The organism is Candidatus Venteria ishoeyi, from assembly GCF_030378065.1.
Classification (GTDB): domain Bacteria; phylum Pseudomonadota; class Gammaproteobacteria; order Beggiatoales; family Beggiatoaceae; genus Venteria; species Venteria ishoeyi.
Genome location: NZ_JAUCGJ010000024.1, coordinates 1 through 23,086, shown reverse-complemented (window position 1 = coordinate 23,086; position 23,086 = coordinate 1). Strand labels below are relative to the sequence as shown.

Sequence of the window (23,086 nt, the reverse complement as noted above, 5' to 3'; positions counted from 1 at the left end):
TTTACACCGTCTCGCCAATCAGGTCGATAACTGCGCCCAGAAAAGAGTCATCCTCAAAACTGCTTTTGGTTAAATAATAATTTGCACCGGCTTCCATGCCTTGCATCCGGTGTTTCTCACTGTCTTTGTAAGATACAATAATCACTGGCAGACGCGCAAGACTTTCCGTCTGGCGAATGCGGTTGACCAGTTCAATGCCATTTAAGCGCGGCATATCCACATCAGACACCACCAGGTCATAATTATCGCTGCGCACTGCATTCCAACCGTCCATGCCATCAACGGCAACATCAACGCGATAGCCCTGGTTTTCCAACAGCTTGCGTTCAGTTTCACGTACTGTAATCGAGTCATCCACCACTAAAATATGTTTGCGGCGCAGGTTGAAATCTTGATCTTCAACTTTGCTGATTTGCCGCAGGCGGCGCTGGCGCAGCAGCTTATCAATGGAATGTACCAAATCTTCCACATCAAAAATCAACACCGGGGTGCCATCGAGCATAATCGAAACCGCACTGATATCCTGCATAGTGCCCAAGCGGGGATCCAGCGGTCGCACCACCAGATCATATTCGCCAATAAAACGATCCACCGCCAGCCCATAAGCGCTAAAACGATCACTGACCACGACCACACTGATTTCCGCTTCTTTATGTGCAGGCGGCGTATCCAGTTCTAAAATATCATGAATATTCACCAGCGCGATATTATTGTCATTAAAACGGAAGTATTGGCGATCTTCCACCAATTCAATATCTTCATATTTGAGATTCAGGCAGCGTTCAATGCGCGCCAGGGGAAAGGCATAAGGCTCGCCAGCGATTTCCACCAGAAAGGTACGGATGACGGATAAGGTCAGAGGCAGTTCCAGATGAAATTTCAAACCGTGTCCGGGATGGTTTTCAGCACGTACCACGCCACCAACCTCATGCACCATGCTGTGTACCACATCCAGGCCAACCCCACGTCCAGAAATTTCCGTTACATTCTGACTGGTGGAAAATCCTGGCAGAAATAAAAAGTCCAATAACTCAGATTCTGTCAGGTTGCGGATGATTTCTTCTCCTGCCAGCCCCTTATCCAGAATTTTCTGTTTCAACGTGGTGGGGTTAATACCGCAACCATCATCACTCAGGCTGAGCATTAACATACCGGAGCGGTGGCTGGCTTCCAAAGTGAGCTTCGCTACTTCCGGTTTGCCTGCCGCCAGACGTTGTTCAGGGTTCTCGATACCATGATCCAGGGCGTTGCGCAGCAGATGGTTTAAGGGGGCATCCAGTTTTTCCTGAATGTCCTGATCAACTTCAGTGGATTTGCCAATAATTTCAAATTTGACTTTTTTACCCAGACTACGCGCTAAATCCCGCACCATGCGGGGAAAACCTTTTGCACCATCAGCAAAGGGCCGCATCCGCACGCCGATCATTTCGCGGTACAGGCGATCAGCGTGGGTGGAAAAATTACTGGTAAAGCTGTCTAAGGCATTAAATTGTTCACCCAGATAGTGGGTGCATTCTTTATTTTTTTCCCGTATCCGTATCGCCTGCTTAATCAGGTAGGTATCTGCGCGTTGCGTAATCAGTTCATTTTGCAGTTGTTCCAACTCCGTGGAAATCTCCATATGGCTGCGTTTAAGTGCCAGTAAATCAGCATTAAAAGAGGGCAGCCAACTGGCACTGACGACCACTTCTCCGGCAAACCCCACCAAACGCTCAATTTTTTTTGCCGTTACCCGTACCGTGCGATCTTCGGATGTTGTTGGATTGGGTGTTTTTTCAGGTAGATTGTTATTGCTTGTTTCAGCTTGCGCTAAGACCTGGGGAACCGCCGTGACCTGGGGTTGAGTCTCGGTGGTTTCAGTCGCGGTAACTGGTGCAGCAGTCGTAACCGGTGCGGTGCTTGCAGCCACCAACTCCCCAGCACAAATCTGGCGCAAACCTGTCACCATCGGTGCCAAAGCACCCTGCACATGCCCCCATTGCGCTGCATCTTTTGTTTCAATTGCCTGCCCCATGCGTTTGAGCATGTCCACACTATGTAATAAGAAGTCTATAGCCTCTGGCGTAAACAGGATTTTATCTTCCTGCGCCGCAACAAAACAATCTTCCATGTGATGCGCTAATGTCACCACATTATCCAGATTGATAACCCGCGCCCCACCTTTTATGGAGTGCGCGCTGCGCATAAGAGTTTCCAGTAATTCGGCTGATTCCGGATGGGTTTCCAGTGCCAGTAATTCTTCGCTCAAAATATCGGAATGGGTTTCCAGTTCATTCAGAAACAGCATTAATAAACTGCTGTCAACTTTGGGTAAAGCCACGCTGGGTGCATTGATGGCTTTGGGAGCGAGCGTTGTTTTAGCCGTGTTTTGTTGCTGCAGTTGCGGGGGGGCTGTTTTGGGCGTGGCATTTTCCGGGTTTTGCGCTGTTGCTGATTGTACCAGAGTGGCTGGGGTGGTGGCTGGGGTGGTGGCAGGTGCAGCCACGTTTAAATCCTGGGACAATTGTTGGCTCAGGTTTTCCACCACCGTCACCTGGCTTTGTAACCAGTCTGCCAGTTGTTCCGCTGGCTGCTCGGCAAGTGCATTTAACCAGCTTAAACCAGCTTCCAGTATCTGCTGGTGTTGGGGCAGCCAGGTCTGCTTATTACTTTTAAACGCTTTAAGCCAATCCCGCAGTCCGGTGCTTAATGTTTCTGCCAGCACGCAATTTGCCAGACGCGCACCGCCCCAGATGGCGTGTAAGGTTTGTTGCCAGATTTCCAGGGTTTCTTTTTCCGGCGGCGTTGCTGGTTGCGCATTCAGGGTTTCCAACTGACTGATTAAGTCGCTGAGAAACAGGCGGCTGAGTTCTAAATCAGGCGCGTTATCAATGGGGGACTCGCTCATTGCACACTCCTGATTAATTTATAAAACAACAGCTCTTCATCCAGTAAAGCCACATGCTGCTCATTCCAGGCAAAAATACCGCGACTGAAACCCACGCCGGTCTTACCGACGGAAACCGGGGCATTGCCCATTTGTTCAGGGTGTATGCGCTGGGTGCCGTGAATCTCATCAACTGGAAAAACCCAATGTGCATTATTCTGGGTGATGACCAACATGCGTTTACTTAATTGTTGTTGCTGTTGTAGCGGTTGCTCCGCATCAGCAATGCCCAGCAATGCCTTCAGCGACACGCATAACTGCACCTCACCATGCACATTAACCAAACCTATCAGCACCGGATTATTACGATGAGGCAGGCGGTGCAGTTTGCCCGATTCCACCACTTCAACAAATAACAGCGAAGGCAATGCCAGCCATTCATCTTCTATCCGAAACAATAATAAGGAGTGGGTGTTTGCGGGGGTGCTGGTTTTTTTAACCGATAAAACCTGCGTCCATTGCTGGCGGTATTGCTCAGGTAAATCCTGTTCCAGCAAATTGCGTCCCGCCTGGGTGAATACTTCGCAATTACGGCAATGAATCACGTCTTTTAATTGTGGGCAGGTTGGTGCTGCATCACCCCAAACACCGATTTCTTTCCAGCAATGGGTGATTTCCGTGATTGCAAATGTGTCGTTGTTATCATTCATAGCATCATCTTTTATGACTGTTTCTGTCGTAAACGCTGTAAACGCTTACGATATTGTGCTGCCACATTATAGGCGTGATGTTGTTCTGCCAGAAATATCAGATGCTGCAAGGCTTCCTGGTGCTCAGGGTTTAAATACAAAACCCGCTGAAAACTTTTTTCTGCCAAATCATGAATATCCTGTGCCTGATAAATCACGCCACATAAAAAATGCCCTGTAATACTGGTCGGTTGCGAGGCCAAAAAATCCAGGCATAAATGTAAGGCTTTACCCAGTTCACCTTGATCGGCATAAACCTGGGCTTGTTCTAACTGTAAATCTGTTTGTTTGGCGTTGCCACAATGGGTCACTTTTTTTTGCTGGCTTGGCGCGGCAATGGGCTTTGCTTGCCTGCTAATGCCAGTACTGTGTATTTGAGCAGGCATACTTGCCATTTTTACGGGTGAAACGGGCAAGGGCATACCAGGCTTGGCAGCTCTTTTGCTTGTACAGGATGCGCGACGACAGGCAAAAACCCCACTGCGCGGAACTGGCTCAAAACCACCCTGAGTGATTAAACTACGCTCAGCATGTCCCACAAATAGTAAGCCATCTTGCTGCAAACTATTTTCTAGTTTTTTAATCGCATGTTTTCTGGCATGAGCGGTAAAATAAATTAATAAATTGCGGCAAAAAATAAAAGGGTATTGTTCATCATGCGCTAATATTGTGCTGCTCAATAAATTGCCCTGCCTGAAATTCACCTGTGCCTGTACACTGGGCAGGACATGGAAACGCACCTGCCCATTTTCCATATAACTGCGTGAAAAATAATCCTGTTGCGCGTCTTTAGCCACTTTCGTGCGAAATGATGATGCGCTGTAACAAGCCGTGCGGGCATGTGCCAGCACTGGCTCGCAGATGTCAATGGCATCGATCTGAAACTCATCGCTGCTAAGACCTGCGGTAAACAAGGTCATGGCAAGAGAATATGCCTCTTCTCCGGTAGAACAAGGCATACACAGTATTTTCAGTGGTTGAATCAAGCCTTTTTTCGCGCGCTCACTGACCACTTCCGCCAGGAATTCAAAAGCCTTATGATTTCTGAAAAAACTGGTTTCCGGTATTACCACCGCATCAATTAATAATTCCTGTTCTTCATCTGAATTTTGCAATAAACGCAGATATGCATTTTCATTCAGGTGGCACGCTTGCATACGTCGAAATACGGCCTGCGAAATCAGGGTATGCCCGACGCTTTTAATATCCAGACCAATCTCTTGTTCCAGAAAACCTTCAACGCTGAGATTCAACATGATGTTTATATATTGGGTTTATCTGTTTATACCGTTTTCTGTTGATACTGCAAAACCAGTCCCAACGGGGCGTAATACTTATAACCCAGAGCAGTGCTCCAGGACAGCCTCCTAGATAGCTAGTCATTATTGAATCAAGCCGTTTTTGTGCACGGCTTGTGCCTTGTTCCGCCTTCGCTCATGATGGTTTACCAGTCGTTTCTGATGGCGTGTGATTGTCATGTAATTGATGCAAAAACTGAAAGTTTTCTGCCAATGCATCCAGATCAATACACTGTATCATCTGCTTGTCTTCCATGATGACTTCTCCCAGATAAGGCGTTTCATCAAAATTCAGTGGCGGCTTGATAAATGCGTCCAGTGGTTTTCGCACGGCTTCTGTCACCCTTTCTGCCAATAAGCCTAAAACCTGAGGCTGTTGTTTCTCGTCCACATAATCCACTAAAATAATGCGACTGCTAAGGCGCATACGACATGCCTGCCCATGTACCAGATGGCACAAGTCAATCACGGGTACCAATAGCCCCCGGTAATTAAAAAAACCGGCAAAGTATTCCGGTGTATGCGGCACTTGGTTTAAGACAACAACGGGAGAAATCTCACGCACTGCCGTGTACTTAATCAAGTACATGGTCTCGCCCAGATAAAACACCAGCACCAGCATCAGTCATCCACCACTTTGAATTTCAGCGCTTCATTTTGCAACGCGGTAGAGGCATCGTTAAGCTGCTTGATGGCGGCATAGGATTCGTTTAACACCTCTACGGTCTGCTGCATTTCATCTTTTAAGGTGGATACCGAACTTTTGATCTGCTGGGTATGATGCGACTGGTTACGCATGGCAATATTGACATTTTCAAAGCTGGGTGACAGGGTTTGCACCTGATCAATAATCTGTCCTAACTGGGTGCTGAGTTTACCCACATCACCGACGCTATGGCGCACATCGGCAATAAATTTATCCATTTCCATCACCCCGGCGGACACTGCATTTTGCATTTCTTTGACCATGCGATCAATATCCAGCGTCGCTACTGCCGTTTGATCCGCCAGACGCCGGATTTCTCTCGCCACCACGGTGAAACCGCGCCCGTATTCCCCGGCTTTTTCAGCTTCAATCGCGGCATTTAAAGACAATAAGTTGGTTTGATCAGCCACTTTGGTAATGGTGGTGACAACGCCGGTAATACTTTTGGCTTTATCGTTAATCGCCCCCAGTTTGTCAGAAATTGAACGCGAAGCCGTTTCCATCTGGCGCATGGCAGTTTCCATACGCGCCAGGTCTTCCTGTCCATCACCGGCAAATCCCGCCGTTTCCTGAGATGTTTTAGCAACCTGCTGCATGGTGCCAGCCAGTTGATTGGACAGATCAGCAATATCCGCCACCGATTTTAAAATACGACGAGTGGAGTCCAACTGCGAAGACATCACCGATTCATGTTGCTTGGTGGTCGCCGCCAACTGGGTTGAAGATGAAGACACTTTAATGCCTGAGCGTTGCATTTCGCCAATTAAGACATTCAAATTGTTGAGCATGGCCTGCATGGAAATCAATACCACGCCCACTTCATCGCGGTTATACACTTTTAATTTATGGGTGAGATCACCATCGGCAATCTGCCGGGTCAACTGCACAACCTGTGACAAACGATACTGAATGCTGCGTTGAATCATAAATGTCAGGCCGATGGCAAATAACCACAACACAATGCTAATCACAATAAACCAAAATCCTTTAGTTTGATAATGGCTGATGCGACTTTCCAATAATTCAATTAAGGTGGTATTGACACTTTTCTCAAGCTGTAAACCCGCATTCAGCACAGCCTGGGTTTGTTCAATAAGCACTTTAGTATCCAATGTGGTGCTGACATCATCGCTAAAGGTCTGCAAACTGCTGATCAACGCATTGACCCGTTGCTGATGTTTTTTCTGTAAGGGTTGCAATTGCGTCTGTAACAGATTGTTCAAGCCATAAAACCCCACATCTTCAGCCTGAGCTGTCATCAGTGCTTGCTGTATTTGCTTGTTCAGCATTTGTAAATAATCTATTTGCGTATGTATTTGCAGACGCTTTTTCCAGATTTCCGTCAGTTTGCTCTTAACCAATTCTGCTTGCTTTTCTGGTTCTACCGGTTTGGTTTGCGTGACCGGTTCTTTTTCTTCGGTCTTTTGTTCAATACTGGTCGCCGGTTGTACATTTTCCTGTTGATACCACATTAACCAATTTGCTAATTGATATTGTTTTTCCGGCAAACGCATTAAATTAATATCCATCAGATAATAACTGTCCATATCCGGATCGATAACCAGATGGGAAACATTGCCAATATAACGCATTAATTTGAGCGTTTGCGACATTAAATTATCAAGTGCCTGATGGCGACTGTTGCTATCCATAGTGGAAAAACCTGTTTTCAGGTTTTTCCATTGTGCTTGTAACTGGGAAGGGGCGAAATAGGCCTTATCCACCGCTTTTAGCTGTGCTTCATCCAAGGCCAGATGCGTGACCTGCATTTGTGTGGACAAGCTTTCCAGCGCTTGCTCAACCGCAGCTTGGGTTTGCTTGCCCGGTTGCAGTATGTTTTGCGATAAGGCAAAAGAAAAATGATAAAGTGGATTCAGCCAGCGCACGCCATCTAATTCCTTACGGGCTTTACTTACATCCTCGTGAATGCCACCCAGCGCCAGCGTCATGAGCAAAACGACAATACCTGTAAACAACAGATTGCTGAACCACAATTTATGACTGAATTTTAAAGACCAAATTCTGCCTTTTGCCATTTTGAATCTCTCCTGCTACCACGCTCGAAATGGTGAATTTCATTATTTACCCAAAGTATACACGCGGTCAGCAATTTAGCCTATGATCAAATAATAAATACATGAATTGATATCATGATTTCGCTACACTGGATGCTTACTTACAAGATTGCCTTTTTTGTTAAACAAGGATATTGAGTATGAACATAGGTACGCCGCTATCGCCCACCGCAACCCGCGTATTATTTTGTGGTGCCGGGGAACTGGGTAAAGAAGTTGTGATTGAACTCCAGCGCCTTGGGGTTGAGGTGATTGCCATTGATCGTTATGCCAATGCCCCCGCCATGCAAGTTGCGCACCGCTCGTATGTGATGTCCATGCTAGATAGCGAGGCACTGCGTAAAGTGATAGAAATTGAGCAGCCACATTTAATTGTGCCGGAGATTGAGGCGATTGCAACGGATACCCTGGCGGAATTGGCACAGGAAGGTTTTACTGTGATTCCCACCGCACGCGCCGCGCAATTGACCATGAACCGTGAGGGCATTCGCCGTCTGGCAGCGGAAGAATTGGGCTTATCCACTTCGCCGTTTCGTTTTGCGCAAACCCATGAAGACTACCTGGCGGCAGTTGCAAGCATTGGTTTACCTTGCGTGGTCAAACCGATTATGAGTTCTTCCGGTAAAGGCCAAAGCACGCTAAAAACCCAGGCGGATGTGGAAAGTGCATGGACTTATGCCCAGGAAGGTGGGCGCACCGGTAAAGGCAAGGTGATTGTTGAAGGTTTTGTTGAATTTGATTATGAAATCACCTTGTTAACCGTGCGCCACTGCGCTGGCACAGATTTTTGCGCGCCTATTGGTCATGTGCAAATCGATGGCGATTACCGTGAATCCTGGCAACCGCAAGCGATGTCTGAAGCGGCGCTGGCACAAGCACAGCATATTGCAAAAGCCGTGACGGATGCGCTGGGCGGGCTGGGTTTATTTGGTGTGGAGTTATTCATTAAAGGGGATGCAGTGTATTTCAGCGAAGTGTCACCACGTCCTCACGATACCGGCTTGGTGACATTAATTTCTCAGGACTTATCAGAGTTTGCCCTGCACGCACGCGCAATTCTGGGCCTGCCTATCCCCAACATCCATCAGCACGGGCCATCAGCCTCTAAGGTGATTCTGGTGGAAGGAGAATCGAATCAGGTTGAATTTGGCAACCTGGAAGCCGTGTTGGCACAAGCGAATACTCAGTTGCGTCTGTTTGGCAAACCGAAAGTGGCAGGTAAAAGGCGCATGGGCGTGGTGCTGGCACGCGGTGAAAGTGTTGAGGCAGCGCGTACAATGGCGGCTGATGCGGTGGCAAAACTCAAGGTGAGTTTATAACTGGGGTGGTAAAATCTATCGATTAGATGTTCGATGCCTGATGCTCCAAGGGGCTGATATGCTACGCCCCGATTCCCCCCATGAATGTATCTAAAAACGCTGATTTCTGGCGCAACACCAAACGGTCACTTTCTCCGCACCGGCATGACGCACTGTTTTTGCGAGTTCCGAAGCAGTTGCGCCAGTGGTCATGACATCATCAATAATCCAGACATGCCGCCAGTGCGCAGGCAAGGGCTGTACCTGAAAAATACCACGCACATTGCGCTGGCGTTCCTGGTACGTTGTCAGTTCCGCTTGTGCGTGTTTTTTATTGTGGCACGACACATGCCGGGTATCAATGGGCAGAGGATAGCGTTTTTGTATCCAGCGCGCCAGTTCCACAGCCTGGTTATACCCCCGCCGTCGCAACATCGATAAGGGGGAAGGCACGGGTAATAAAACATCCGGCAATTCGTCTAATGGCAACTGCTGCGCCATAAAAGTACCTAAATAACGTAACAGTTCCAGACGGTAATGATATTTGCCTGCAAGAATCAATTTATTAACCGGATAAGCGTATTGAAAAGCAGCTTGCGCGGTATCAAAGCCGAGTTTTTGTTTTTGACAAAATGGACAGTGCTCTGCCCCTGTTAAATGCACGGGCAATGCCTGCGCACAACGTGGACAAGCATTGCCGATCCGGGGCAGATCCTGTAGACAATCAGGACAAATAATATCGGCATTTAAGCTGTGGCATAAAAAACAATGCTGAGACAATGCCAGTTGCGCAAACCCGGTCTTAAAAAAGCCTTGAACTGATTTTAAATAACCTGATTTCGACATAGGCTTCTTGCAGCGCTTATGGCGCTGAAAACCGCCTCTGTCTCACGCTAAGTTGTTGATTGTTCGTGATAGATTCCAGCATTTTTATATTGAACTCAGGTTAAGGAGTGAGGATGAAATAAGTGCAGGAACTGGGCACAGGATTTTTATTCATTTTCAAGGCGTGAAAACAGGCGCATAGCAAGCTATGCAACTGTTTTCACAACGCAGAAAATGGAGAAAAAGACCAGCCAAGTTTCTGAAGTTATAAAATTCTCACTCCTAAGCCTTGCCCAAACATAAACGTTAAAGGATGCCTTACGGGTAGTACTGTATGCGTAGTGGTTTTTTCACTGAGGGATAACACCCCTTCAAGGGGTGTTATCCCTGAATCATGTTGCTCAGGGACGTACCAAACCAGCTTCCACCTTATCCCGGGTTATTTTATCCGTGAGGCGTTCAATCAGGGTCAGGGCAAAGTCCATCGCCGTGCCCGGCCCTCTGGAAGTGATCACCTGTCCATCCTCAACCACTGGCACATCAATATATTGCGTATCGGACAAGCCCATCTTATTTAATACACCGGGATAACTGGTGGCTTTTTTATGTTGCAGCAGTCCGGCATCCGCCAGCACCTTGGGCGCGGCGCAAATGGCCGCTACGGTTTTATGATTGGCGATTGCAGCCTGTAATAATTGATGAATACGCGGATCGGCATTCAAGAAGTCAGCTCCCGGCAACCCGCCCGGCAACACCACCATATCAAATGCCGTATCCATGACAGCGTCCAGCGTGGTATCGGGTATTAATACAACGCCACGACTGGCTTTCACCGCTTTATCATCCAGTCCGGCAGTAGTAACCTTGATCCCTGCGCGCCGCAATAAATCAATAATCGTCACTGCTTCCAGTTCTTCACAGCCCTGTGCCAAAGGCACTAATACATTGATTTTTGACATAACAAAATACAAACCTCAGTTAATCTGAAAATCTATAATACTTCTGTTGCAAAATCAGCCAAACGCGAGCGTTCTCCACGTTTCAGCGTGATATGACCGCTGTGTGACCATTGTTTAAACCGATCCACCACATAGGTCAAACCGGAGGTGGTTTCGCTGAGATACGGCGTATCAATCTGCGCGATATTACCCAGGCAAACGATTTTAGTACCTGGCCCGGCGCGGGTAATCAGGGTTTTCACCTGCTTTGGCGTCAGATTCTGCGCCTCATCAATAATTAAATAACGATTTAAGAAGGTGCGACCGCGCATAAAATTCAACGAGCGGATTTTAATCCGGGTATTGATTAAATCAGAAGTCGCCGAGCGTCCCCAGTCACCACTTTCATTCATACCGGAAGGATTGAGCACTTCCAGGTTATCCATCAGCGCGCCCATCCACGGCGTCATTTTTTCTTCTTCAGTACCCGGCAGAAAACCAATATCCTCGCCCACTGGCACGGTGACGCGGGTGACGATAATCTCCCGATACAATTGCGCATCCAGAGTTTGCACCAGTCCCGCTGCCAAAGCCATCAGCGTTTTACCGGTACCGGCAACGCCTAATAGCGTCACAAAATCAACTTCCGGGTCCATCAACAGGTTCAGCGCAAAATTCTGTTCGCGATTACGGGCGGTAATACCCCAGACACTGTGATGATGGCTGTGATAATCACGCGCCACCTGAATGGTAACGACGTCTTCATCATCACGGTTCTTGATAATACCGTCAAAAGGCTGGTCGCCTTCACTATAAATACATTGGTTTGGATAGGCCTGCGCCAGGGCATCTTCTTTGAGTTTATAAAAACTAAACTCACCTTCCTGCCAGGAAGTCAGTGAGCTGTCTTCAGTATGGCGTTTCCAGAAGTTTTCCTCCAGGCCATGCGTACCGGAATACAGCAGATTAACATCGTCCAGCACCTTGTCGTTATAATAATCTTCTGAGTATATCCCCAGCGCATAAGCCTTGACCCGCAGATTAATATCCTTGGATACCAGGGTGATATTTTTATCCGGGTAAAGCTCGCCTAAACGTAAAGCTACATTTAAGATGTTATTGTCCGGTTTTTTTCCTGGCAGATTATCGGGTAATACATCTTCCAGAATCTGGGTCTGGAAAAATAACTGTCCATTATGCGGCGTATCAACTGGATCCTGAATCTCATCATTTTCATCAAAAGAACCAAAAGTTGATAGTGGCAGCCCCTGATCAATGGGTTTTCCAGCATGATTATGTATCAGATCAGCCAGAAAGCGCGTGACCTGGCGTACATTACGCGCCACTTCCGAAGTCCCTTTTTTACCAGCATCAAGTTCCTCTAATACCACCATAGGCAAATATACATCATGTTCCTGAAAACGGAAAATCGCAGTGGGATCATGCATTAATACATTGGTGTCCAGCACAAATAAACGACATTTTTGCTCTTTTTTTTCTATGGTCATGATTTTTCTCCGAACAATTAAATAACAGAGCCTGCGCAAAATGAAGCTTACGCCGAACTCAGGTTAAGTATAATAATACTGATATTAACAGACCTGACGGGTTTTCAAAACCTGCAAACAATACGGAAAAGTCAATATGAATAAAGCAGCAGGGTTTACCCTGATAGAAGTGATGGTGGTGGTGGTGATTCTTGGCATACTGGCAGCTTTGGTCGTGCCCAAGATTATGGACCGCCCGGATGAAGCACGGATTACCAAAGCAAGGCAGGATATACGCGCCATAGAAGCCGCCTTAAACCTGTATAAACTGGATAATTATAACTACCCCAATACCGATCAGGGCCTGGAAGCGCTGGTGCAAAAACCCAGTACCGAGCCATTGCCCCGGCAATGGAAATCCGGCGGTTATTTAGATCGCCTGCCACAAGATCCCTGGGGCGGGGAGTATTTATATCTGAGTCCCGGCGTACATGGAGAAATTGATATTTATTCTCTGGGCGTGGATCAGCAAGAAGGCGGCGAGCAGCGTAATGCTGATATTGGTAACTGGATGCTGCGTTGATTTAAAGGAGGCCAAGCCTTGGCTTAGGAGCGAGAATTTTATAACTTCAGCAACCTGGCTGGTCTTTTTCTCCATTTTCTACGTTATGAAAACAGTTACATAGCTTGCTATGCGCCTGTTTTCACGCCTTGAAAATGAATAAAAATCCTGTGCCCAGTTCCTGCACTTATTTCATCCTCACTCCTTAGCCTCCTTTAGAACCGGTTTCTGTTTCGGAAATGTTTGCAAGGTTTTTTCGGAACTTCAAGCTCTTTTACTTGATGAACTGAATTGATATAAATCTGAATGCAAGGCAACAAATTATTTAACCCATCCCTAAAGGCAATCGTCGCACCCGAATTCTTTCATCTTGCACGGTTACTACAACACCTTGCAGCAAGTCTTGAGCACAATGGTTCAGCACGGTTTTTAAAAGCGCCACGACAGCTTTGGCTTTCAACCCTTCAATACGAATGCGGATCACCGATGGCCAGGTTAAACCTTTTAAGGCAAGTAAAGCATGAAAGTCAGCATCCAGTGTTACGATGACATATCTCTCATGCTCTCCAAGCTCAAGAATTTTCTCATCTTCTGCCGTTGCATAACCGATATCTCCCACATGGGTTGCGGAAATTCCCTCTTCATTCAGCAGTTTCGCTGCTGTACGAGGAAGTCCCTGATCAAGCAGCAGTTTCATAGTTTACAGGCAAGCTGATAATCCGGTCATCAAGGCAGGCGGCGGTATAGTGTAAAGCCTGAAGAATATCTTCCTCTTCCAGTTCAGGGTATTCTTGCAGCAATTCCTGACGGTCGGCATAAGTGGCAACAAGTTCTATGACCCGCCTAACCGTAAGGCGCATATTACGAATACAGGGTTGTCCGTTTATTTGCGCGGGGTTGACTGTAATGCGATCAAAAACCATCTGTTTTCTCCAGTGACTCATTCAATCATAACGGTAGCTAATATTATAGTGCAGGATTAGCCGATATTTATATAGGAGTGAGAATTTTATAACTTCAGCAACTTGGCTGGTCTTTTTCTCCATTTTCTGCGTTATGAAAACAGTTACATAGCTTGCTATGCGCCTGTTTTCACGCCTTGAAAATGAATGAAAATCCTGTGCCCAGTTCCTGCACTTATTTCATCCTCACGCCTTAGATTAAATTTAAAACTTGACACATACCTTCTATCCCAGTACCATTTGCCGCCTTTCAGTATCACCAAATAGAACGAATTTATTGCTCATGAAAACCTTTAGTGCAAAGCCTGAAACTGTAAAACGCGACTGGTATGTTGTCGATGCCGATAATAAAGTGCTGGGTCGCTTTGCTACCGAAATCGCACGTCGTCTGCGCGGTAAGCATAAACCAGAATATACACCTCATGTTGATACCGGTGATTATATCGTCGTTGTTAATGTTGAGAAATTACGTGTCACAGGTAATAAGTACACAGATAAAATGTACTATCACCACACCGGCTATCCTGGTGGTATTAAAGGCGTGAGCTTTGACAAGATGCAGGACAAACATCCTGAGCGTATTCTTGAAAACGCCGTAAAAGGCATGTTACCTAAAGGCCCACTGGGTCGTGCAATGTTTAAGAAGCTGAAAGTCTATTCAGGCTCCAGCCATGAACATACTGCACAGCAGCCTGTTGCCTTAGAAATCTAATTTTTCGTTTAACTTTATTACTCAGATAAGCATTCATTATGGAACAGTATTATAGTACCGGTCGTCGTAAAAGCTCCACTGCGCGTGTTTTTTTACGTCCTGGCTCTGGTAGCATCACCGTCAATGGTCGTCCGCTGGATGAGTATTTTGGTCGTAAAACCTCACGTATGGTAGTACGTCAGCCTTTAGACGTGACCGAACTGCATGAAAAGTTTGATATTACCGTAACCGTAAAAGGTGGTGGCAATACTGGACAAGCCGGTTCTATCCGTCATGGTTTAACCCGTGCTTTGATTGAGTATGATGAAACCCTGCGTCCATCCCTACGTAAAGCAGGTTTTGTAACCCGCGATGCACGTAAAGTGGAACGTAAGAAAGTGGGTCTGCACAAAGCCCGTAAAGGCACACAGTACAGCAAACGTTAATACTGTTTTTTGCCTCATCCAGCATTGTTTACAATGCTGGTACGGAATGAAAATAAAACCCCAAAATCAGAGGATATATTATTCCTGCATAAACAGGAGTCTTCTGGTTTCAGGGTTTTATAAAATTTTCATTCCTATAGATTTTCTATTGGGGGATCGTCTAGCGGCAGGACTACGGACTCTGACTCCGTCAACCAAGGTTCGAATCCTTGTCCCCCAGCCAATTCTTATTTTTTCCCTCCTTCAATTCCAGCACTATACCCAGTAACATAATTAATCTCGTTTTTGTTCCAAAATAATGACCACCAAGTCCTGAACAAAAACTGGCGCAAAACTTTTTCTGGAACTCCTTATGAACCCTGCAATTACGCTGGCAATGACAGGCGCATCCGGCGCTGATTATGGCTTACGTTTGATGCAGCAACTGTTAAAAGCGGGAGAGCAGGTTTATTTATTAGTATCTGCCCCGGCTTTAATCGTGATTAACACGGAAACCGATTTACACCTTCCCTCGCGTCCGCAAGAAATTCAAGCCCAATTAACTCAACATTTTCAGGTAACTGATGAACAACTCCAGGTCTTTGGGCGGGAGCAATGGGGCGCGCCGGTTGCCAGTGGCACTAATGTACCGCGAGCCATGGTGGTTTGCCCTTGCACCAGCGGCACGCTGGCGGGCATTGCCGCTGGTACCAGTCGCAACCTGATTGAACGCGCCGCCGATGTCATACTCAAAGAGCAGCGGTCTTTAATTTTAGTACACCGCGATACCCCTCTATCTGTTATCCAATTGGAAAATATGCTGCGTCTGGCGCGTGCTGGCGCGGTAATTTTACCCGCAAACCCCGGCTTTTATTACCACCCGCAACAGACCCGTGATTTGGTGGATTTTGTGGTGGCGCGAATATTGGATCAACTCCACATAGAACACCAGCTGATACCACGCTGGGGAGAAAAAGACGCATGAGTGAGCAGGTCGTGCATTTTGTACGCAAACCCCGTTATACCCGAATTCGGAAAAATAAAGTGGTACGTCTGAAATATGCTTTATTTGAGATGCCGCACAATGATATTCTTGAATATCGGGATGATTTGTATTATCTGCATGGCGGCTATGGCGGTATGCCGGAAAAAGTCGAGGAAGCACTGGAATCCAAAGAAGTGGGCAGTAAAGTAGAGATTACGCTCAACCCCATTGATGCCTTTGGCGAGTATGACGAGCGTTTGCGCATGACCGATAGTTTTGATGCTTTCCCTCCCGAAGCGCAAACCGTTGGCACCGAAATGGAAGCCGAAGTTGAAGATGGCAGTTTACATAAATTTGTCGTAGTTAAAGTTGAAAACGGTTTGATTACGGTGGAAGGTAATCATGCTTATGCGGGTAAAAAATTACGTTTTGTCTTGGAAGTGCTAAATATTCGCCCTGCTACTGATAAAGAATTGCAGCGGGGGTATACTTTGCGTAGTGAGCAGGGTTAAGCAATCTGACTTCAATATCTGATATATTTTTATTACGATGGAGGAAGCACATGAAATACCCATTAACTTTCTTAATCTGTCTTAGTGCATACGTTATGCGTACTGCATCAGCGTTGACAATATCCATTCCAGAACTCACGAGCCAGCCGATAGTGGATGGCATGGATGATGACTGGTCCAAAGTGACAGCGGTAAATATCCCTTTACATAAAACCAAAGCCGACGGGATCTCCAATGTACCACAAGTACAACTGAAAGCCGGTATTTATGGCGATCAGGTGTTTTTTTATATGGTTTGGGATGATGACAGTCATGACATCATGCACAAGCCGTTTGTATGGGATGACAACCAACAAAAGTACATCACCGGGCCACAACGCGAAGATCGCCTTGCCTTGCAGTTTGAAATGACAGGAAACTACACCACGGACTGGTTTTCCGGTCAGTCATTTACTGCGGATATGTGGCATTGGAAAGCTTTTCGCAGTAATGCAACGGGTAACGCCAATGACAAAATGACCATAATCAGCCGTCAAAAACTGCTGCGCACTTATAAAGGCATGGCAGCAGATGGTGAGCCACTCTACATACAACGACCGATGGATGCGGGAAACAAACCCTACAAAACCAAACGTTATCGCAAAAAGCAGCAGGCGCTGATGCCCAAGTATATTATTAATGAACAGGCTAAAGGCTCAATGATGGATGTCAAAGCCAAAGGCATTTGGAAAAATGGGAAGTGGCATTTAGAGTTGAGCCGCAAGCTGAATACAGGGCATGACGATGATGTTGTTTTTGTGCCAGGTAAAGCGGTAAAAGGTGGTATTGCCGTATTCAACCACAGTGAAAGTGATGACCATATGATTTCCGACACCTTGATTTTCCAGTTTCAAAACAAACAAACTGAATAGGCTGAGTTCGGTGTAAGCACGATATATCGCATTCACCATTGAATGGCATATCAAAATCATGAAAAATAACACACTGCAACACTGGTCCTTACAGTGCTTAGCTGGTTTGAACATGCTGAGTTTAATTGTTTTATTAGCTTTGGGCGGTTATTTGCTTTGGGGTCAGTTACAAGCGGTTGAAGCGCATAACCAGGCTAATTTACACAATGCCGAAATCAACAATAAACGAGTGGAAGCCGCATTAAAAACAACCCTGCCCTTATATTTACTTATCAAAGATACCCGCGAGCTTGTACGACACTTCAAATATGAATTTTTTTTATTGGTACTGGACTCGGATCGTACAGATGATACAACACAGGAAATTGTACAACAGCTTATTCAGCAAGGTGAAATAATCAAGCAGCAATGGCCGGCTGATATTTTACCGATAATGCTGAGTGAAATTCAGGAAGAACTGGGTATTTTGCAAGATATTGGCGAAGAAGCGTTGAGCACAATGAGTTCAGGGGTGCGGCAACAACTGTTGGATGATTCGGAGGATGTGGTTGTTGAAATCGAGCAGCATTTTCAGAAAATTGAAGACGAATTCAATCAGCGTATCACGACAGCATCCGCTTCAGCCCATCGCAGCACAAGCGGGACTGTTGCTGAAACCCGCAGAATATCTGATATTCTGCATCAGCTTAATTACCATATATTACTGATTTTTATCAGCCTGATAGTCTTTATCGGAGGCGCTCAGTTTTTTTTCAACCGCTTGCTTTATCAGCGTTTGAGCCGCTTGGCTGAGTATTCCAGCCAGATTGCGCAGGGACATTTTCAGGAAACAATACCGCTTCAGGTCAATGATGCCACTGGCAAACTGGCGCAGGCGCTACGCACTATGGCGCAACGTCTGCAAGAAACACTTGAGCAATCCAAGCAGGCGACCAGTGATGCTTTAGCCGCCAAAGCCGCCGCTGATAAAGAAATCTGGCTGAAAAATGCACTGGCACAGTTAAACCAGGAAATGCAGGGCGAGCAGGATACGCAAAAACTGGCTGAAAAAGTGATTATTTGCCTGAGTCATCACCTGGATGCCAAAGTTGCCGTATTTTTTATTGCAGCCACTGTGGAAAACGATGCGCAGCCCGTGTTAAAACGTGTGGCTGCTTATGCGCATCAAAACACCCCCTCAGCACCGGAAACCTTCAAATTTGGTGAAGGTCTGGTGGGTCAGGCCGCAGAACAAAAGCAAACCCTGGTATTCAAAGAACCGCCACAGGATTATTTATATATCCAATCCAGCCTGGGAGGCAGCCTGCCACGCGCTATCCTGGTGCAACCACTGCTCTACGAAGAGCATGTTAAAGGCGTGATCGAGCTGGGCTTTTTCAAAACCTTGAGCGACTTAGAGCGAACATTGCTTAAACAAGCCATGCCTGCAATTGCCATCACTTTGCATTCACTTGAAGCCCACGCTCGACTGGAAAAAATTTTACAACAGCAGCATCATGGCAACACAAACAAACACCGACAACTGCCATCAGGCTAAATCAGCATCCAACCCTTCACTTTGCAACTACGCCTCTAGCAGCGCATTCCTTACTGCCCCGCTATTTTGGAAAATGGCGCAGCAGTAGAGATATGCTATGATATTTGCGTTTAATGGTGCTTTTGGCAGATAGTGCTGCGCTTACCCTCCCCATATTGCTGTATTGGATGCAAAAAAATGACAAGAAAACTTATCAGCTTTGATTGGGCAATAAAAAAAATTCTCAGAAGCAAGGCAAATTTCGGTATTCTTGAAGGTTTTTTATCTGAACTGTTAATGACTGATATTCGTATTCTGGAAGTGTTGGACAGCGAAAGCAATCAGGAAGCGCAAGATAATAAATTTAACCGCGTAGACATTAAAGTTAAAGATGGTGACCAGCGTATTATTATTATCGAAGTGCAATATTCCCGGGAATTGGATTATTTACAGCGCATTTTATACGCCAGTTCCAAAGTGATTAGCGAGCATTTGGAAAAAGGCGCAGCTTATGCGGATGTGAGTAAAGTCATCTCAGTGAATATCCTGCATTTTGATTTAGGCAAAGGCGATGATTACGTTTATCACGGTACCACCCGGTTTATCGGTTTGCATAACCATAGTGAACTGCAACTCAGCGCGGAACAGAAAAAACTCTACCAGGTAAAAAAAATTGCTGATCTCTATCCTGAATATTATCTAATTGAACTGCGAAATTTTAACGATGTTGCCAAAGATGCATTGGATGAATGGATTTATTTTCTTAAAAATGAAGAAATTAAAAATAAATTTAATGCCAGGGGACTCAAGCAGGCGAAAGAGGTTCTGGATGTACTGAAAATGGATTCCACGGAACGTTTGGCCTATGAGCGGCATCAGGAACAATTACATTATGAAGCCAGCATGTATGAGTCCACTTACGTTTTAGGCAAGGAGGAAGGCATTGTCATCGGGGAAGACAGAGGCATTCAAAAAGGCGTGTTAATGACGGCTGCAAAATTGAAACAAGCGGGTATAGACAGCGAAACGATTGCAGCAGCAACAGGACTGTCAATGGCGCAAATCGCCTCACTTAACCTGACTGATATTTAAAATTCCAAACACTTTTTTGATCCATAAACCAGTGTGGTAGGGCGGATAAGCGCCAGCGCCATCCGCCATTTCGGTGCATCCCAAAATGGTTTGCCAGTGGGAAATGTGATATTTTCCAACAGAACGAATTCCTGATAACGAGAAAATAAAAACACTATGTTCGAGCAAACCTTTAAAAATATTGATGATGTCCTTTGGAAAGAGGCAGGCTGTACCACAGAACTGGATTATACCGAGCAGACTTCCTGGATGCTGTTTCTCAAGTATCTGGATGATTTGGAGCAAGAAAAATCCATGCAGGCCGAGCTTAAGGGCAAGCCGTATACATACATCATTGAAGAGAAACACCGCTGGTCAAACTGGGCGGCACCGAAAACCCCACAAGGCAAGTTGGACCATAACAATGCCATGACCGGCGATGACCTAATCGCCTATGTCAACGGTAAGTTATTCACTTATCTGCACGGCTTCAAGCAACGCGCGTCCAGCGCGGACACCATCGAATACAAGATTGGTGAAATCTTTGGCGAGATAAAAAACAAATTCACCAGCGGCTACTCGCTGCGGGATGCGCTTGGGGATATTGATAAACTCAGTTTTAACTCGCAGCAGGAAAAGCACGAGTTATCCCATATCTACGAAACCAAAATCAAAAACATGGGCAATGCAGGGCGTAATGGCGGCGAATACTATACGCCGCGACCCCTTATCCGCGCCATGATACAGGTGATTAAGCCGCAGATTGGTGAGCGTATCTACGATGGTGCTTGTGGCTCGGCGGGTTTTTTGTGTGAGTCCTATGGCTATTTGCGTTACGACCAGGCGGGAAAGCTGGCAAAACTGACCACCAGCCAGCTTAAAAAACTACAAACCCAAACCTTTTACGGCAAGGAAAAGAAAAGCCTCGCCTACGTCATTGCCATCATGAACCTGATTCTGCATGGCATAGAAGCACCCAATATCATTCACACCAATACGCTGACAGAAAATCTGGACGATATTCAGGAAAAGGATCGTTTTAATGTCATCCTTGCCAATCCACCCTTTGGCGGCAAGGAACGCAAGGAAGTACAGCAGAACTTTACCATTAAAACCGGCGAAACCGCATTTCTGTTCCTGCAACACTTCATCAAGAACCTCAAAGCCGGAGGCCGTGCAGCGGTGGTGATTAAAAACACCTTCCTGTCCAATTCCGACAACGCCTCCAAAGCACTGCGCCAGGAACTGCTGGAAAGCTGTAAGCTGCATAGCATTCTTGATTGTCCCGGTGGCACGTTTCTGGGCGCGGGGGTGAAAACCGTGGTGCTGTTTTTTGAAAAAGGCGCGCCGACCCGCAACATCTGGTATTACCACCTCGACCCCGGTCGCAGCCTGGGCAAAACCAATCCGCTGAATGATAATGACCTGAAAGAATTTATCGAACTGCAAGCTGGTTTTGCCGATTCCGATGAGTCGTGGACAGTCAGCATTAATAAGATTGACCCGGAAAGCTTTGACCTGTCGGTAAAAAATCCCAACAAGGCGGAAGCAGAGCCGCTGCGTGACCCGGAAGTGATTATTAACGAGATTGAAACGCTGGATGCGGAGAGCGTGGAGATTTTGGAAGGGATTCGGGGGATGTTATGACACATGGATGGAAGATAGTCAGCCTTGGTGATGTCTGTGTTATTGAAAAAACAAAGTACAAAGATGATGAGTTGCCGTATGTTGGTATGGAAGACATTGTAGGCGGCATAGGTAAATTTGTAGGAAGTCGAGAGCCAAAGAAAGTAGGGAGTTCAACGTTTCAGTTTACACCTGAGCACCTCCTCTACGGGCGTTTACGACCTTACCTTAATAAAGTGCTGTTACCGGATTTTGAAGGACATTGCTCGTCTGAGATTTTTCCGCTTCTACCAAAAGCCGAGCTTGATAAGTCATTTCTTTTTTACTGGATAACAAGTGAACAGGTTGTGAAAGAAATTAACCATACTTGCACTGGTACGAGAATGCCAAGGGCTAATGTCAAGGAAGTGCTTAAATTCGATATTCCCATCCCACCAATCGAAGAACAAAAATGCATCGTCGCCATTCTCGATGAAGCCTTTGCCGGAATCGATACAGCGATTGCCAATACCAAAAAAAATCTCGCCAATGCCCGTGAGTTGTTTGAGAGTTATTTGGATTCAATCTTCACCGAACGGCCTGAAGGATGGGGTTCAAAGCGTTTTGGCGATCTAACTGAGGTGCAGAGTGGCGGAACCCCTTTAAAGTCAAAAAAAGATTATTGGAATGGAGAAATAGCATGGTATTCCTCTGGTGAACTTAATGATGTTTATACAAAAGCTTCCAATAATAAGATCACAGAACTAGGACTTAATAATTCGAACACAAAGTTGTTTCCAAGTGGTTCGCTACTTATCGGAATGTATGACACAGCGGCATTAAAAATGTCTGTTTTGGATCGTAAAGCTGCGTTTAACCAAGCTATCGCGGGTGCAAAACCAAATGCTGATATTGACCTTATTTTTATAATGTATGCGATAAATGCAGCAAAACCAGAAATCTTAAGTCTTAGACGAGGCGTGCGTCAGAAAAACCTTTCACTTGGAAAAATTAAAGACATCATCATCCCAATACCTGATATTGCGGAGCAAAGAAATATTGTTAGTGAAATATCTGCATTAAAAGAGCAGGTGCAACGTCTTGAGTATATTTACCAACAAAAACTCACATCACTTTCTGAACTCAAACAATCCCTCCTGCAAAAAGCCTTCTCCGGCGAACTAATGACAGGCGGGAAAACATCATGAATAACACTGCACAGCCGAACAAAACACCCCAAAGGGGTATATTAATACAGCCAGGGGTAACACCCCTGGACAGATACCCCGCACAATACCACGCCCTGAAAGGGCAAATTAAAAAAGGTGCTGGAAATTTTAATATGCCCCTTCAGGGCGTAAAACCATACCCACCGCATTCCAGGGACGTTGTCCCTGGCTATAATAATTCGCCCCCTTGGGGCTTTGGCGATAAATCGCGCTATCAACAAAAACCCTTCTCCGGCGAACTAACGACAGGCGGGAAAACATCATGAATAACACCACACCGCCGAACAAAACACCCCAAAGGGGTATATTTATACAGCCAGGGGTAACACCCCTGGACAGATACCCCGCACAATACCACGCCCTGAAAGGGCAAAT

At 46.1% G+C, this 23,086-nt stretch carries 22 protein-coding genes and 1 tRNA gene; 12 read left to right on the top strand and 11 right to left on the bottom strand.

Features of this window, described 5'->3' with window-relative positions:
* Position 1 precedes the first annotated feature (1 nt).
* The 5 genes from QUF61_RS09750 to QUF61_RS09730 all read right to left on the bottom strand — a co-directional run bounded on the left by QUF61_RS09750 (position 2) and on the right by QUF61_RS09730 (position 7,655).
* Positions 2-2,887: a response regulator gene (locus QUF61_RS09750; protein WP_289681483.1), complete on the bottom strand. Its 2,886-nt coding sequence runs from the start codon at positions 2,885-2,887 to the stop codon at positions 2-4.
* Positions 2,884-3,576: a chemotaxis protein CheW gene (locus QUF61_RS09745; protein ID WP_103922617.1), complete on the bottom strand. Its 693-nt coding sequence runs from the start codon at positions 3,574-3,576 to the stop codon at positions 2,884-2,886. Before QUF61_RS09745 ends, QUF61_RS09750 begins: the two co-directional genes overlap by 4 nt.
* Positions 3,577-3,587: 11 nt before the next feature.
* Positions 3,588-4,871: a CheR family methyltransferase gene (locus QUF61_RS09740; protein WP_289681482.1), complete on the bottom strand. Its 1,284-nt coding sequence runs from the start codon at positions 4,869-4,871 to the stop codon at positions 3,588-3,590.
* A 178-nt stretch (positions 4,872-5,049) separates the two neighbouring features.
* On the bottom strand, positions 5,050-5,535 hold the full coding sequence (locus QUF61_RS09735) for a chemotaxis protein CheW (RefSeq protein ID WP_103922615.1): 486 nt from the start codon (positions 5,533-5,535) through the stop codon (positions 5,050-5,052).
* Positions 5,535-7,655 (bottom strand): methyl-accepting chemotaxis protein, encoded by a 2,121-nt coding sequence (locus QUF61_RS09730; protein ID WP_289681481.1) that lies wholly within the window; start codon positions 7,653-7,655, stop codon positions 5,535-5,537. Before QUF61_RS09730 ends, QUF61_RS09735 begins: the two co-directional genes overlap by 1 nt.
* Positions 7,656-7,834: 179 nt before the next feature.
* Between QUF61_RS09730 and purT the strand changes: the two genes are divergently transcribed.
* Positions 7,835-9,013 carry a formate-dependent phosphoribosylglycinamide formyltransferase gene (gene purT / locus QUF61_RS09725; RefSeq protein WP_103922613.1) on the top strand — a complete coding sequence of 393 codons (1,179 nt, stop codon included), beginning with the start codon at positions 7,835-7,837 and terminating at the stop codon, positions 9,011-9,013.
* Positions 9,014-9,103: 90 nt separating this feature from the next.
* Here the strand turns inward: purT and QUF61_RS09720 are convergent, their stop codons facing one another.
* From QUF61_RS09720 to QUF61_RS09710, 3 genes are all read right to left on the bottom strand, one after another.
* Complete coding sequence (locus tag QUF61_RS09720; protein WP_289681480.1) at positions 9,104-9,838, bottom strand: ComF family protein; 735 nt, start codon at positions 9,836-9,838, stop codon at positions 9,104-9,106.
* A gap of 380 nt (positions 9,839-10,218) precedes the next feature.
* Positions 10,219-10,776, bottom strand: coding sequence for a DJ-1 family glyoxalase III (locus QUF61_RS09715; RefSeq protein ID WP_103922712.1), 558 nt, complete (start codon positions 10,774-10,776; stop codon positions 10,219-10,221).
* Positions 10,777-10,808: 32 nt separating this feature from the next.
* Positions 10,809-12,263, bottom strand: a complete 1,455-nt coding sequence (locus QUF61_RS09710) for a PhoH family protein (RefSeq protein WP_103922610.1) — start codon at positions 12,261-12,263, stop codon at positions 10,809-10,811.
* Between the two features lie 136 nt (positions 12,264-12,399).
* Here QUF61_RS09710 and gspG point away from each other — a divergent pair, with 136 nt between their 5' ends.
* Entirely contained in the window at positions 12,400-12,825 is a 426-nt protein-coding gene (gspG, locus tag QUF61_RS09705) for a type II secretion system major pseudopilin GspG (RefSeq protein ID WP_103922609.1), read from the top strand.
* Positions 12,826-13,129: 304 nt separating this feature from the next.
* Here gspG and QUF61_RS09700 read toward each other — a convergent pair whose 3' ends face one another.
* Positions 13,130-13,501, bottom strand: a complete 372-nt coding sequence (locus QUF61_RS09700) for a DUF5615 family PIN-like protein (protein ID WP_103922608.1) — start codon at positions 13,499-13,501, stop codon at positions 13,130-13,132.
* Positions 13,485-13,727, bottom strand: a complete 243-nt coding sequence (locus tag QUF61_RS09695) for a DUF433 domain-containing protein (RefSeq protein ID WP_103922607.1) — start codon at positions 13,725-13,727, stop codon at positions 13,485-13,487. Before QUF61_RS09695 ends, QUF61_RS09700 begins: the two co-directional genes overlap by 17 nt.
* Before the next feature lie 322 nt (positions 13,728-14,049).
* Here QUF61_RS09695 and rplM point away from each other — a divergent pair, with 322 nt between their 5' ends.
* The 10 genes from rplM (at position 14,050) to QUF61_RS09645 (ending at position 22,690) form a co-directional block, all read left to right on the top strand.
* The gene (gene rplM, locus QUF61_RS09690) at positions 14,050-14,478 is read left to right on the top strand and encodes a 50S ribosomal protein L13 (protein ID WP_103922606.1); all 429 of its coding nucleotides are present in this window, start codon (positions 14,050-14,052) and stop codon (positions 14,476-14,478) included.
* A 38-nt stretch (positions 14,479-14,516) separates the two neighbouring features.
* On the top strand, positions 14,517-14,903 hold the full coding sequence (gene rpsI / locus QUF61_RS09685; protein ID WP_103922605.1) for a 30S ribosomal protein S9: 387 nt from the start codon (positions 14,517-14,519) through the stop codon (positions 14,901-14,903).
* A gap of 149 nt (positions 14,904-15,052) precedes the next feature.
* Positions 15,053-15,126 (top strand) — tRNA-Gln (locus QUF61_RS09680).
* Positions 15,127-15,255: 129 nt separating this feature from the next.
* Positions 15,256-15,867, top strand: coding sequence for a flavin prenyltransferase UbiX (locus QUF61_RS09675; RefSeq protein ID WP_103922604.1), 612 nt, complete (start codon positions 15,256-15,258; stop codon positions 15,865-15,867).
* Positions 15,864-16,379, top strand: a complete 516-nt coding sequence (locus QUF61_RS09670) for an FKBP-type peptidyl-prolyl cis-trans isomerase (protein ID WP_103922603.1) — start codon at positions 15,864-15,866, stop codon at positions 16,377-16,379. The genes QUF61_RS09675 and QUF61_RS09670 overlap by 4 nt, the downstream gene beginning before the upstream one ends.
* Before the next feature lie 50 nt (positions 16,380-16,429).
* Positions 16,430-17,290 (top strand): ethylbenzene dehydrogenase-related protein, encoded by an 861-nt coding sequence (locus QUF61_RS09665; RefSeq protein ID WP_289681479.1) that lies wholly within the window; start codon positions 16,430-16,432, stop codon positions 17,288-17,290.
* Between the two features lie 58 nt (positions 17,291-17,348).
* Positions 17,349-18,827 (top strand): GAF domain-containing protein, encoded by a 1,479-nt coding sequence (locus QUF61_RS09660; RefSeq protein ID WP_289681478.1) that lies wholly within the window; start codon positions 17,349-17,351, stop codon positions 18,825-18,827.
* Between the two features lie 177 nt (positions 18,828-19,004).
* On the top strand, positions 19,005-19,898 hold the full coding sequence (locus QUF61_RS09655) for an Rpn family recombination-promoting nuclease/putative transposase (RefSeq protein ID WP_289681477.1): 894 nt from the start codon (positions 19,005-19,007) through the stop codon (positions 19,896-19,898).
* 156 nt (positions 19,899-20,054) lie between these two features.
* Entirely contained in the window at positions 20,055-21,524 is a 1,470-nt protein-coding gene (locus QUF61_RS09650) for a class I SAM-dependent DNA methyltransferase (RefSeq protein WP_289681476.1), read from the top strand.
* On the top strand, positions 21,521-22,690 hold the full coding sequence (locus tag QUF61_RS09645; protein WP_289681474.1) for a restriction endonuclease subunit S: 1,170 nt from the start codon (positions 21,521-21,523) through the stop codon (positions 22,688-22,690). Before QUF61_RS09650 ends, QUF61_RS09645 begins: the two co-directional genes overlap by 4 nt.
* A 129-nt stretch (positions 22,691-22,819) precedes the next feature.
* On the opposite strand, the gene QUF61_RS09640 is transcribed toward QUF61_RS09645, so the two are convergent.
* Positions 22,820-22,975: a hypothetical protein gene (locus QUF61_RS09640; RefSeq protein WP_289681473.1), complete on the bottom strand. Its 156-nt coding sequence runs from the start codon at positions 22,973-22,975 to the stop codon at positions 22,820-22,822.
* Between the last annotated feature and the right edge of the window lie 111 nt (positions 22,976-23,086).

Coding starts and splice junctions, on each gene's coding strand:
- QUF61_RS09750 (WP_289681483.1), bottom strand. CDS start 2,887: ATGAGCGAGTCCCCCATTGATAACGCGCCTGATTTAGAACTCAGCCGC.
- rpsI (WP_103922605.1), top strand. CDS start 14,517: ATGGAACAGTATTATAGTACCGGTCGTCGTAAAAGCTCCACTGCGCGT.
- rplM (WP_103922606.1), top strand. CDS start 14,050: ATGAAAACCTTTAGTGCAAAGCCTGAAACTGTAAAACGCGACTGGTAT.
- QUF61_RS09710 (WP_103922610.1), bottom strand. CDS start 12,263: ATGACCATAGAAAAAAAAGAGCAAAAATGTCGTTTATTTGTGCTGGAC.
- QUF61_RS09715 (WP_103922712.1), bottom strand. CDS start 10,776: ATGTCAAAAATCAATGTATTAGTGCCTTTGGCACAGGGCTGTGAAGAA.
- QUF61_RS09660 (WP_289681478.1), top strand. CDS start 17,349: ATGAAAAATAACACACTGCAACACTGGTCCTTACAGTGCTTAGCTGGT.
- purT (WP_103922613.1), top strand. CDS start 7,835: ATGAACATAGGTACGCCGCTATCGCCCACCGCAACCCGCGTATTATTT.
- QUF61_RS09695 (WP_103922607.1), bottom strand. CDS start 13,727: ATGGTTTTTGATCGCATTACAGTCAACCCCGCGCAAATAAACGGACAA.
- QUF61_RS09700 (WP_103922608.1), bottom strand. CDS start 13,501: ATGAAACTGCTGCTTGATCAGGGACTTCCTCGTACAGCAGCGAAACTG.
- QUF61_RS09650 (WP_289681476.1), top strand. CDS start 20,055: ATGTTCGAGCAAACCTTTAAAAATATTGATGATGTCCTTTGGAAAGAG.
- QUF61_RS09670 (WP_103922603.1), top strand. CDS start 15,864: ATGAGTGAGCAGGTCGTGCATTTTGTACGCAAACCCCGTTATACCCGA.
- QUF61_RS09675 (WP_103922604.1), top strand. CDS start 15,256: ATGAACCCTGCAATTACGCTGGCAATGACAGGCGCATCCGGCGCTGAT.
- QUF61_RS09740 (WP_289681482.1), bottom strand. CDS start 4,871: ATGTTGAATCTCAGCGTTGAAGGTTTTCTGGAACAAGAGATTGGTCTG.
- QUF61_RS09640 (WP_289681473.1), bottom strand. CDS start 22,975: ATGATGTTTTCCCGCCTGTCGTTAGTTCGCCGGAGAAGGGTTTTTGTT.
- QUF61_RS09665 (WP_289681479.1), top strand. CDS start 16,430: ATGAAATACCCATTAACTTTCTTAATCTGTCTTAGTGCATACGTTATG.
- QUF61_RS09645 (WP_289681474.1), top strand. CDS start 21,521: ATGACACATGGATGGAAGATAGTCAGCCTTGGTGATGTCTGTGTTATT.
- QUF61_RS09655 (WP_289681477.1), top strand. CDS start 19,005: ATGACAAGAAAACTTATCAGCTTTGATTGGGCAATAAAAAAAATTCTC.
- QUF61_RS09735 (WP_103922615.1), bottom strand. CDS start 5,535: ATGCTGGTGCTGGTGTTTTATCTGGGCGAGACCATGTACTTGATTAAG.
- gspG (WP_103922609.1), top strand. CDS start 12,400: ATGAATAAAGCAGCAGGGTTTACCCTGATAGAAGTGATGGTGGTGGTG.
- QUF61_RS09730 (WP_289681481.1), bottom strand. CDS start 7,655: ATGGCAAAAGGCAGAATTTGGTCTTTAAAATTCAGTCATAAATTGTGG.
- QUF61_RS09745 (WP_103922617.1), bottom strand. CDS start 3,576: ATGAATGATAACAACGACACATTTGCAATCACGGAAATCACCCATTGC.
- QUF61_RS09720 (WP_289681480.1), bottom strand. CDS start 9,838: ATGTCGAAATCAGGTTATTTAAAATCAGTTCAAGGCTTTTTTAAGACC.